Source organism: Sodalinema sp. (assembly GCF_046483825.1).
Classification (GTDB): Bacteria; Cyanobacteriota; Cyanobacteriia; order Cyanobacteriales; family Geitlerinemataceae; genus Sodalinema.
Map to the genome: position 1 here is coordinate 1 of NZ_JAWOCL010000273.1, position 7,827 is coordinate 7,827.

9 protein-coding genes and 3 pseudogenes are annotated in these 7,827 nt (G+C 50.1%); 3 read left to right on the forward strand and 9 right to left on the reverse strand.

Annotated elements, in window-relative coordinates:
• The coding region (locus R6U67_RS17335) for a Panacea domain-containing protein (RefSeq protein WP_410253711.1) at positions 1 to 445 on the forward strand (445 nt) is incomplete at its 5' end.
• 130 nt (positions 446 to 575) lie between these two features.
• On the forward strand, positions 576 to 788 hold the full coding sequence (locus tag R6U67_RS17340; protein WP_410253712.1) for a hypothetical protein: 213 nt from the start codon (positions 576 to 578) through the stop codon (positions 786 to 788).
• A gap of 76 nt (positions 789 to 864) precedes the next feature.
• Here the strand turns inward: R6U67_RS17340 and R6U67_RS17345 are convergent, their stop codons facing one another.
• The 6 genes and pseudogenes from R6U67_RS17345 to R6U67_RS17370 form a co-directional block, all read right to left on the reverse strand.
• Entirely contained in the window at positions 865 to 2,283 is a 1,419-nt protein-coding gene (locus tag R6U67_RS17345) for a TldD/PmbA family protein (RefSeq protein ID WP_410253713.1), read from the reverse strand.
• Positions 2,284 to 2,293: 10 nt separating this feature from the next.
• Entirely contained in the window at positions 2,294 to 3,997 is a 1,704-nt protein-coding gene (locus tag R6U67_RS17350) for a transglutaminase domain-containing protein (RefSeq protein WP_410253714.1), read from the reverse strand.
• A 173-nt stretch (positions 3,998 to 4,170) separates the two neighbouring features.
• Complete coding sequence (locus R6U67_RS17355; RefSeq protein WP_410253715.1) at positions 4,171 to 5,133, reverse strand: DMT family transporter; 963 nt, start codon at positions 5,131 to 5,133, stop codon at positions 4,171 to 4,173.
• A gap of 428 nt (positions 5,134 to 5,561) precedes the next feature.
• Positions 5,562 to 5,957, reverse strand: a complete 396-nt coding sequence (locus R6U67_RS17360) for a type II toxin-antitoxin system VapC family toxin (protein WP_410253716.1) — start codon at positions 5,955 to 5,957, stop codon at positions 5,562 to 5,564.
• A pseudogene (locus tag R6U67_RS17365) lies at positions 5,944 to 6,099 on the reverse strand (AbrB family transcriptional regulator); the annotation flags it as partial. The gene R6U67_RS17360 and the pseudogene R6U67_RS17365, both read right to left, overlap by 14 nt.
• Positions 6,097 to 6,510: pseudogene (locus R6U67_RS17370) on the reverse strand (hypothetical protein); the annotation flags it as partial. The pseudogenes R6U67_RS17370 and R6U67_RS17365, both read right to left, overlap by 3 nt.
• A gap of 3 nt (positions 6,511 to 6,513) precedes the next feature.
• Here R6U67_RS17370 and R6U67_RS17375 point away from each other — a divergent pair.
• Positions 6,514 to 6,675, forward strand: coding sequence for a hypothetical protein (locus R6U67_RS17375; RefSeq protein ID WP_410253717.1), 162 nt, complete (start codon positions 6,514 to 6,516; stop codon positions 6,673 to 6,675).
• An 89-nt stretch (positions 6,676 to 6,764) separates the two neighbouring features.
• Here the strand turns inward: R6U67_RS17375 and R6U67_RS17380 are convergent.
• The 3 genes and pseudogenes from R6U67_RS17380 to R6U67_RS17390 form a co-directional block, all read right to left on the reverse strand.
• Positions 6,765 to 7,034 (reverse strand): annotated as a pseudogene (locus tag R6U67_RS17380) (type II toxin-antitoxin system RelE/ParE family toxin); the annotation flags it as partial.
• A gap of 20 nt (positions 7,035 to 7,054) precedes the next feature.
• Positions 7,055 to 7,306 carry a type II toxin-antitoxin system ParD family antitoxin gene (locus R6U67_RS17385; protein ID WP_410253718.1) on the reverse strand — a complete coding sequence of 84 codons (252 nt, stop codon included), beginning with the start codon at positions 7,304 to 7,306 and terminating at the stop codon, positions 7,055 to 7,057.
• A 254-nt stretch (positions 7,307 to 7,560) separates the two neighbouring features.
• A partial coding sequence (locus tag R6U67_RS17390; RefSeq protein WP_410253719.1) for a WD40 repeat domain-containing protein occupies positions 7,561 to 7,827 on the reverse strand: 267 nt, incomplete at its 5' end.

The window sequence follows — 7,827 nt, forward strand, 5'->3', positions numbered from 1 at the left end:
CTTCAATGAGGTGATTCAGGCTTGGCGTTATGGCCCAGTTTGCCCTCCAGCCTACCGGTTTTATCACGAGTTTGAAGCCAAACAACTTCCTATTCCGAGTCTGGATGAATTAAAAGCGATTCCTCCCGAACAAAAACAAGTCTTAGATGAGACCTGGAGCTACTTTGGCGGGTATCACGCCTATCGACTCAGTGAGATGACCCACGGAGAGTTTCCCTGGAAAAAAGCTCGTCGAGGCTTAACTCCTGAAGCCGCATCAACAGAGCCGATTCAACTTCAGGATATGAAAGAATTAGGCTTGCAAAAACTCGACCTAATCGAACGAGATAACCCAACCTATGAAGGTGTTATGTCTGAGGTTGTGAGTCAGGGGTTAGCCGAGAACTCGTCAACTCGAATTTCTCAAGGAGAGGTGCATGACTGGCTCACAACCCTTCTCGATTGAACCGTCTGATCACTATTGTCGCTCGTTTAAAAAACTGAAAAAAGTCATAAAGCCTCATTTGGATAAGATTGGGGATGAACTAGAAGGTTTACTTATCAATCCCTACCCTAATAAATCTCGACAGGAGCCATTGCCAAGAAAATTAAAGCTACCGGAAGACTGGACGTTCCATAAACTCGAAATCTGTGTAGCCAAGGGAGCATCTGGACAAATTCGCTTGATGTACTTGGTTAACGAAACAACATCAACCATTAAGTTGGTCTGGATTTATAGCCACGAACAGTTTGCTAAACGACCGGCGGATGGGGACATTCAGGGTGCGATCGCCAAAATCTTGCAGTAAAGACGCTCCAAATAATTGCCCTCAACAACCAAGGATCTCATTCATTTCCTCGTTTCAAGGTTGATAGCCTTATCCTTTAAGCCTCTCCCCCAACCACCACATTATTAATCCGCAAACTCGGGCCACCACAGCCAACCGGTAAGCCATTTTGTCCCCCCTTCCCACAGCCGCCAGACTCATCCCAGTAGAAATCATCGCCAATCGCTTCAATATCCGCCAGAGTTTGAAACACATTGCCCGATAAGGTGACATCTCGCACCTTCTCCCCTAACTCCCCATTGCGAATCATCCAGGCTTCCCCAGCACTAAAGGTAAACATCTCCCCATTGGTCATCCCTCCTAACCAATTACGAGCATAGACCCCCTCCTTGATGCCAGCACAGAGTTGGTCAACGGGAGTCGTTCCCCGACCAATCCAAGTGTTCGTCATGCGGACAATGGGGGAGTGCTGATAGTCCAAACAACGGGCATTTCCCGTGGCGGCTTCTCCCAAGCGTCCTGCGGTTTCCCGAGAATGAAGTCGCCCCACTAAGACCCCATTTTCAATCAGTTGGGTCGTCGTGGCGGGAGTCGCTTCGTCATCGTAAAGATAACTGCCGCGATGACCTTGGGGGGCTGCACCGTCAAAAATCTGTAAGTCCTCGCTGCCGAATCGTCGTCCCAGGCTCATGACTTCGAGTAAGTCGGGGTTCTCATAGGCCATATCGGCCTCGGAGAGATGGCCAAAGGCCTCATGGACGAATAAACCGCTGAGAATTGGGTCAATGACGACGGGATAAGTCCCCCCCCGTACACAGGGCAATTCTAAGGCTTCTACCGCCCGTTCTGCGGCGCTTTTGACCTGTTTATCAAGGGCGGTCATATCCTCATAGCCACGACGAGAGCCACTGGTTTCTCGGCCGGTTTGTACCGTCTCCCCGTCCCGGGCCGTGGCGGCGAAACGCATTTCGAGGTCTACCCAGGATTGGTCGATGAATGACCCTTCTGAGGTGGCAATCAGGAGGCGTTTGGTACAGTCGCTATAGCGGACTGAGGTGGTGGTCATGCGGGGGCTGACGCTTAAGAGTTGCTCGATATAGCGATCGCAGAGGTCTTTTTTCTGTTTCAGGTCAATCTCGCGGGGGTTGGTTCCCGTCAGGGGCAGTTGACAGATATCGCTGAGGATGGGAATCGGGGCCAGTTCCGTCTGTTCACAACCCACGAGACGGGCCGCCGTGACGGCTTCCTCAACGCGATCGCCCAATTGGGAGAGTCGGTTAAAACTCGAAAAGCCCCAGCCTCCCTTATAACAGGCCCGTACTTGCCCGCCAAGGCTGACATCTTCGCTGAGGGTTTCAATTTGATGGTCAGCATTGGACGGCTTCTGAATCCCCCGAATGAAAATATCGGTTCCCTGGGACTCTTCTAGGCGAATCGCCAGATAATCAACGCGATGTTGATAGCGTTTGAGGGTATCGCTGATTTGATTTTGCAGGTCAGCTAGATGATTCACCATGCTCGAAAAATTAGGCTGTGGGGTCGGTTGCGGTGCTGGGGGTAGGAGGTGGCAATTCTTCCAAAATCCGGAATCGCACATGGTTGATGGCTAAGTCTCCCATGGACACTTCGGTTTTGGGGAGTCGCTTGCCGTCTTTCATCAGACTTTCAAATTTTGCCCCTTTGACTAATTCTAGGTGATACCAGGCTAACCCCATAAAGAAGCGTAGGGGGTGGGGACCGCGATCGTTCATGCCATCCGGGTTCGACTCCATGGGAATCCAGCCATAGCCGGGGACAAAGAACTCGAGCCAGACATGGTTAAAGTCCGGCTGCATGGGGACTTCCCGCAGTTCCGCTTGGGCGGGGCATTTATAGCGGCCGACGGTCCGACAGGCAATGCCATTGAGACGCAATAGGGCCAGGAGAATCCCCACATATTCCCCACAAGACCCCATACCCCGTTTCAGGGCCACATCGGGGGTATCAATATGGGGTTTGATGCCATATTCGAGGCGATCGTAGACATAATCGCGGATACTTAAGACTTGCCGCAGTAGGTTGGTTTCACGGCCGACGGCGTTACGGGCCGCCCGCTGGACCGTGTCGGTATCCATAGCCAGGTTGTCATTATCGACGAGATACCGTTCGGGATACTCTGGGGGTAACTCGGGTAAGTCGCTGACATCGCCGGGTTTGAGGTTATATTTGATTCCTCGCACATCGAGGATGGCTTTCCAGCCGAAAATTCGGGCTTCAAAGGGTTTGAGATGGTCAAACTTGAAGACGGCCATGGGTTGTTCTTGGATGACCCGTGTTTCGAAGGGGAGGCCGATAGACTCGATACCGTGAACTCTCTGGCGGGGGGTGTTGACGGGAAGGGCAATGTGCCATTCAAAGTCTTTGAGTTCCACCGCGTCGAGGGGGGAGAGTTCCTCGGTGTAGGTCATTTCGATGCGGTAGCCGTTGGAGAGGGTGTAATGGTTTTCGGCGTTGTGGTAGAGGTGGAGGGGATGGATGAAGGTGCGATCGCGGAAGGTGAGTTGATAGGGGTTGGCGGCGTTGGGGTCGTCCCGGATATAGGGTTCTTCGTAGGCGTAGGCGACGTATAGCAGATCTTCGTCGAGTTCAGGATGGGGATAGAAGGTTAGGGCGGTCGGTGAGGAGAAGGGGGTGAGAACGCTGAAGTGCATGGACCCTGTGCCGCGATCCATACAGTACACGGTTTGCTCGACGGTATCGGTGACCCAGAGTTCTTCGCCGCGAACGGCGAGGTTTTCGACTCCTACGCCGGGGGCGTAGAAGCTGGTTATTTCTTTTTGACTATCTCGGGAGAAGACGTAAATGAGGGCTTCTTTTTGGCAACTGACGTAGATGGCCCCGCCTTGAACAGCCAACCCTTGTAGGGCGTAGGGGAGGGTGATAAAGCGTTGGGCGATGAAGTCATCGAGATTGCAGAAGTAGATGCTATCGCCTCGGGTAAACCAGAGGGTATTGTCCCAGATGGTCATCCCCCCCACGCCGATGAAGTCGGCGGCGTTATGGGGGTTTAAGATGCGGGTATCGTCGGTTTCTGGGTTGACAGCAATGATATAGCCCCGAACGGCATCCACGGCGATGAGTTCTGGTTGTGTTTGGCCAGTTGCTGGGTTCGCGGTGGGAAGCACAGCAAGTCCATGAAGGGCATAGACTCCATGGGGTCTGAGGGTATGTCGTTCGAGAGACTGAGTCATGGCAGAAGGGGGGCAAAGGGCAACGGGCAACGGGCAACCGGCAGATGTTGGGTTGATTCGATCTTGCCCTAGGTGACGATTTTGGGTGACGATTTACGGTAGCACTGTCCGGTTTCGCGGAACTGATTGCTAGACTACCATTCCTCGGGGAGGGGGGAGAGGGCAATCGGCTATTACTCGGCGACGGCGGCTTGGCTGGTTTTGGCGAGGTAGATGCCGCTAAAAACGATGATAAAGGCAATTCCGGTGATTAGGTTGAGGGCTTCGTTGAAGATGCACCAGGCGAGGATGGCACTTACCATGGGTTCGAGGAGGAGGAAGAGGGAGACGAAACTTGACGAGAGTTTGTCCATACTCTGGGCCAGCAGTCGTTGGCCGAGTCCTTCGCTGATGAGGGCCAGTCCCAGGACGGCTAGCCAGGTGTTTAGACTCTGGGGAAAGAGTTGTCCTTCGATGACGAAAACCAGGGGGAGGAGGAGGAGGCTGCCGATACCGCAACGCCAGAGGAGGATGGTGGTCGCTGTGAAGCGCGATCGCAGTTGTTCGACGATGAGAAAGTAAAGCCCCAGAAAGACGGCGGAGAGAAGGGCGTAGCTATCTCCGATGAGGGTTCCTTCGCTGCCGTTAATATCTTCGATTCCTAGGGCGATCGCGCCAACTAGGGCAATGGTCATGCCGATTAAAAACCGCTTGTCAAATCTTTTGCCCAGCCAAAGCCAACTTCCTAAACTGGTGAAGATTGGGGTTAGGTTATTGAGCAACATACTTTTGGCGACGGTGGTATATTGCAAGGACATTGCCCATAGGACTAATGAGGTAATGGCGACAGCACCTATGCCAATGAGGAGTAGCCATTGCTGGCGGGTTATGGCTTGAACGTCCTCGATTGGCTCGCTTGGCGAGATTCGGCTCTGGCAAAATCGACCAAAACCGAAGATGATTAGAAAGAAGAATAGACGGTTAAAGACAGTGGCATTTGGACCGAGTTCGAGTTCGCTAAATCTGATGAAAATTGGTGCAAATGAGACTGAAATTAAGGCGATACAGAGACTGATTAGGGCTAGGCGATCGCCTTGTTTGACGTCTTGTTTTAGGTCGGCGATCGCGCCCTGAGACATCTTTACGGAACTCGACATTAGACTTGGCAACCTGATAACTGAACTTACTGTTGGTGGGCGATGGCTTCCTCTGTTTGGGGTAAGCCTCTTCATCCAACGCTCTTGAGGTCTTGGATCTCCAGAGTTCTTGTATCTTTACAACTCCTGAGCCGGGCTGACTGTCTAATTGAATACAAAATCACGGAATTTTACCGGTTATAAGTTATTTTTGATTGATTATTGTTGATTTAAAAATCAATTCGAGCCATTTGAGGACTCTATTATAGGGTTGACTATGCTTGAGGCTTTGCTCGAATCGTCCCAGCAACCGAGTTTCTTGCCCTTCACCCACATCCCATAAACTCAGTTTCTGCCCTAACCTTTGCCGCCTCACCCCAATCGGGTTAAGCAACCCGGTTTCTCAACCCCTCCAACCGCAGAAAATACACCATTTTTCTTATTTCTTCTTAATCGCCTGGTTTTTTGATTTCACAATTGGTTAGATCTCTGGCATTTTTAATGAATTTTTCATCGAATGTGTAGAATTGCTCGCAATCTTGACTTTGAGCGAGATGCAAAGTATCGGCAAAATCCAAACCATTTTCATGCCACAGTAGGGCTTGATGAACTAACATCGGGTTAGTTAAGTAAACATTGGATAATCCCAAAAGTTTCCGCAAAGCCGAACAAATTTGATTTCGTTTAAACTGACAAGCAAATCTCAGCACCCATTCGGTTTCTAGGATAACGGTGTTGGCAATGAAGATTTTGGGGTTTTCAAAAAGTTCTAGGGTTTTTTGATATTGGACTGGATTATCTTGAGTTAGAAGCCGAACTACAATATTGGGTTCAACTGCAATCATGCCATTGTTCCTGAATGCCTTGGCAAATAGCCGCTTCCATATCCTCTAAGGTTTTGGGTGAACCTTGATACTTTAAACACCCCGCTACTTCGTTTAAAGTAGTCGGAGGAAAAGGCTGTTTGGGCTGAATTAAAATTCCTTTATCCTTGGGGCAAACTTCAAAAGCCAAATTGTGTCGATAAAAACATACATTGAACTCTGCAAAGAAGTTCATTTGTTCAAGAATAACGGGTACATCTCGCGATTCAGTCCAAGCAAACGCCAGTAGCACGGGAGGAAACTGAGCGATCGCACCCGATACAACCAAACCTCGTGAATCCCTCCCACCCAAATTACCGCTTAAGGGGATTGAAACCGTCTGATTTTCCCAGATTGCTTCTAGTTGTAAACCGATTTCGTAGGGCAAAACATTGACACTTGCGCCTGTATCTAGCAACGCCGTCACGTCCACAGAGCGATCGCCTAACGTGAGCGTCAAGGGCAAATAGTCGCAGTAGGAGCGCCCAAGACGATCAATTCGTTCAGTGAATGAATATCGTTGTCCATCAATCATTAGATGCTGTCTTTGCTGCCACCAGAAGATCCGACAATACCTGAACAGATGCGCTATCTGTTTGCGGCGACCATACCACTGCCTCAGTCGATGCAAGCTGCTGGAGCAACTCATTCGCCGAGTCAACTTCTCTGGTTAGTTCTAGGCTACACCCTTCCTCCTTAGCGACTGCCAAGAGGAGAAAGTGGATCAGTCGAAGTTTATCTTGATGAGATAACTGATTAACGGTTGGTAACAGTTCGCTGAGTAGATTTTCAGATATTTAATGATTCTAGGTCTCGATAACCATTAATGATGCGAACAATATCGATACCGTCAGGTCGAGGGAAGTAAAATATGATGTGATTTTCCACAATCAAACCTCGGAGATTTGTCTTGATGTGACCGTAGTTTTTGCCCATATAGGGAAATTGAGCAAACTGACGGCATTTATCCCGGACTTTTTCAAAAAATCTAATCGCTAAGTCTGGGTTTATTTCCGATAGGGATACAGAAATGGTCTCCAAGTCAGCTAGAGCAGCATCAGAGAATGAATAAGTCCCCTTTAGGAATCCTCTATCTGTCGCTGTAAACCGTTGAACAGACGACTAAAAACCAGTTCTCCATCGGTAACTTTTCCTTGTTGAATTTGGCTTGACCCGATTTCGATTTGCTGGCGGAGTTCGGCTAAATATTGTTCTCGTTTCTCTAGGAGTTCTAAGGCGGCTAATATCACTTCATCAGCGGAACGGTATTGTCCCTGATTGAGGGTATGGGCAATGCGTTGTTCAGTTTCTGGCGTAAGGGATAAACTCATGGTGGCTCACTTCAATACAGATTAATTGAGAAATCAGGTTATGGAATTGATGGGTTTGGGGGCGAAAAATTTTTCGCCCCTACTGGGTGATAATTTTTCTTGTCCTTTGTTTAAGGTGATTGGCATCCTGTTTTCCAGAGGTTTGTTTTTGCCATTATAGCGGTCGGGTTGGTGATTCGGATGCAGGGAAAGAAACCCGGTGGCTGCCCTAACCTTTGCCGCCTCACCCCAATCGGGTTAAGCAACCCCATTTCTCAACCCCTCAACCCCTCTAACCGCAGAAAATACACCCGCCCCCCAGCACCCCCCGCCACCACCGTCACCCCATCCGGTGCAATGGCACAGGAAGACATCGCACCTTCCCCGATAAACGTGGCTAATACATTCCCTGTCGCCAAATCCCACAGTTTCAGGTTTGTATCATACGATGCCGAGACGGCTCGTTTCCCGTCCGGGGCGATCGCTACTGCTAGTACCAAGTCACTATGCCCTCTGAGGGTGGCTAGTTCCGTCCCCGTCTC

Excerpts from the sequence above, each read along its gene's own strand:
- R6U67_RS17345 (WP_410253713.1), bottom strand. The coding sequence starts at position 2,283 with ATGGTGAATCATCTAGCTGACCTGCAAAATCAAATCAGCGATACCCTC.
- R6U67_RS17350 (WP_410253714.1), bottom strand. The coding sequence starts at position 3,997 with ATGACTCAGTCTCTCGAACGACATACCCTCAGACCCCATGGAGTCTAT.
- R6U67_RS17355 (WP_410253715.1), bottom strand. The coding sequence starts at position 5,133 with ATGTCGAGTTCCGTAAAGATGTCTCAGGGCGCGATCGCCGACCTAAAA.
- R6U67_RS17360 (WP_410253716.1), bottom strand. The coding sequence starts at position 5,957 with ATGATTGCAGTTGAACCCAATATTGTAGTTCGGCTTCTAACTCAAGAT.
- R6U67_RS17375 (WP_410253717.1), top strand. The coding sequence starts at position 6,514 with ATGCTGTCTTTGCTGCCACCAGAAGATCCGACAATACCTGAACAGATG.
- R6U67_RS17385 (WP_410253718.1), bottom strand. The coding sequence starts at position 7,306 with ATGAGTTTATCCCTTACGCCAGAAACTGAACAACGCATTGCCCATACC.